The sequence below is a fragment of the Neisseria sp. P0009.S007 genome, assembly GCF_051962515.1.
The window spans coordinates 1-2,540 of the sequence record NZ_JBQCVF010000200.1 but is presented as its reverse complement, the minus strand read 5'-3'; the positions used below and the strand labels follow the sequence as shown (position 1 = coordinate 2,540).

Sequence of the window (2,540 nt, the reverse complement as noted above, 5' to 3'; positions counted from 1 at the left end):
GACGACATCGAGCTTGCGCTCCACCGCCACGCCACCAGCAAAATCAAAACCTTAAACGATTTGGAACACGTTGCCAGTATGGGCTTTCGTGGCGAAGGTTTAGCCAGTATCGCCTCAGTCAGCCGCCTGACCCTGACCAGCCGTCAAGAAGACAGTTCGCACGCAACCCAAGTCAAAGCCGAAGACGGCAAACTCAGCAGCCCCACCGCCGCCGCCCACCCCGTCGGCACCACCATCGAAGCTGCCGAACTCTTCTTCAATACTCCTGCGCGGCGCAAGTTCCTCAAATCCGAAAACACCGAATACGCCCACTGCGCCACCATGCTCGAACGTCTTGCGCTGGCGCATCCGCACATTGCCTTCTCACTCAAACGCGACGGCAAACAAGTGTTCAAACTTCCTGCACAAAGCCTGCATGAACGTATTGCCGCCATTGTCGGCGATGATTTTCAGACGGCCTCATTGGAAATTGACAGCGGCAATGGCGCATTGCGGCTCTATGGCGCGATTGCCAAGCCGACCTTTGCCAAAGGTAAAACCGACAAACAATACTGCTTCGTCAACCATCGCTTCGTGCGCGACAAAGTCATGCTTCATGCCGTCAAGCAGGCATACCGAGACGTATTGCACAACGCGCTGACGCCTGCTTTCGTCCTCTTTCTCGACCTGCCGCCCGAAGCCGTGGATGTCAACGTCCACCCGACCAAAACCGAAATCCGCTTCCGCGACAGCCAGCAAGTACACCAACTTGTATTCCACACGCTCAACAAAGCTCTTGCCGACACGCGCGCCGACTTGACTGAAAGCGTCAGCAACGCAGGCGAAGTGTTGCATGACATTACCGGCATTACACCTGCACCAATGCCGTCTGAAAACAACAGCGAAAATCTATTTGATAGCGCATCCAACTACCCGGCAGGCAACAAATCCAATACACACAATGCCTTTGATTCATCAGGCAAAACCGCGCCCATGCCTTACCAAGCCGCGCGTGCGCCGCAACAACGCAGCCTGTCTCTGCGCGAAAGCCGCGCGGCCATGAATACTTACGCCGAGCTTTACAAAAAAACCGACGACATCGACCTTGAGTTGAGTCAATTCGAGCAGGCACGTTTCAGCAACATGCCGTCTGAAATGCCTACCCAAAAAACAGATACGCCGTTTTCAGACGGCCTTCCATCCCAATCCGAACTGCCGCCGCTCGGCTTTGCCATTGCCCAATTACTTGGCATCTACATCCTTGCCCAAGCAGAAGACAGCCTGTTGCTCATAGATATGCACGCCGCCGCCGAACGCGTTAACTACGAGAAAATGAAACACCAACGTCAGGAAAACGGCAACCTGCAAAGCCAGCGTCTGCTTATTCCCGTAACCTTTGCCGCGTCCCACGAAGAATGCGCCGCCCTTGCCGATCATGCCGAAACGCTGGCAGGCTTCGGGCTGGAATTGTCCGACATGGGCGGCAATACCCTTGCCGTCCGTGCCGTCCCCTCCATGCTCGGCAAAGCCGACGTCGTTTCACTGGCCAAAGATGTTTTGGGAGAACTCGCCCAAGTCGGCAGCAGCCAAACCATCGAAGAACACGAAAACCACATCCTCGCCACCATGTCCTGCCACGGCTCCGTCCGCGCCGGCCGTCAGCTTACCCTGCCGGAAATGAATGCGCTCCTGCGCGATATGGAAAACACGCCGCGCAGCAACCAGTGTAATCACGGTCGTCCGACTTGGGTCAAACTGACATTAAAAGAATTGGATGCGTTGTTTTTACGCGGACAGTAACACTAATAAAAAGGCCGTCTGAAAATGCTTTCAGACGGCCTTTTAACTTATTTGCTCTTAACGAATATCCATAGGCGCAAACGATTTCACGGTTTCATCGATTGCTTTAACACGGGTCAGGAAATCTTCCAATTGGGCAAGCGGCAATGCGCTTGGGCCATCGCATTTGGCTTGGTCGGGATTGGCATGAGATTCAAGGAACAAACCGGCCAATCGGGTTGCCATACCGGCAAGCGCCAAGTCCAATACTTGGGCGCGACGGCCGCCTGACGCAGCAGCGCCGGATTCGCGCGTTTGCAGGGAATGGGTTACGTCAAAAATAACGGGCAGGTTGTTACACGTTTTTTTCATCACGCCAAAGCCGAGCATATCGACCACCAAGTTGTCGTAGCCGAAGTTTGCGCCGCGTTCGCACAAAATGATTTGCTCGTTGCCTGCTTCTTGGAATTTCTCGACGATGTTTTTCATTTGAGACGGGCTGAGGAATTGCGGCTTTTTGATGTTGATGACATTGCCGGTTTTCGCCATAGCCACCACCAAATCGGTTTGGCGTGCCAAGAAGGCAGGCAGCTGAATGACATCGCAGACTTCGGCAACCGGTTGGCATTGGTAAGGCTCGTGAACGTCAGTAATTACGGGAACGTTAAACTCGCGTTTCACCGCTTGAAAAATCTTCATGCCTTCGTCCAAACCCACACCGCGGAAAGAGTGAATGGAAGAGCGGTTTGCCTTGTCGAAAGAGGCTTTGAACACATACGGGA

2 protein-coding genes are annotated in these 2,540 nt (G+C 53.9%); one reads left to right on the top strand and one right to left on the bottom strand.

What is annotated here, in order from left to right; all coding sequences use genetic code 11:
* On the top strand, nucleotides 1–1,779 hold a 1,779-nt coding region (mutL, locus tag ACTHS3_RS11540; RefSeq protein WP_440367997.1), incomplete at its 5' end, for a DNA mismatch repair endonuclease MutL.
* Nucleotides 1,780–1,836: 57 nt separating this feature from the next.
* On the opposite strand, the gene kdsA is transcribed toward mutL, so the two are convergent.
* On the bottom strand, nucleotides 1,837–2,540 hold a 704-nt coding region (gene kdsA / locus ACTHS3_RS11535), incomplete at its 5' end, for a 3-deoxy-8-phosphooctulonate synthase (protein ID WP_440367996.1).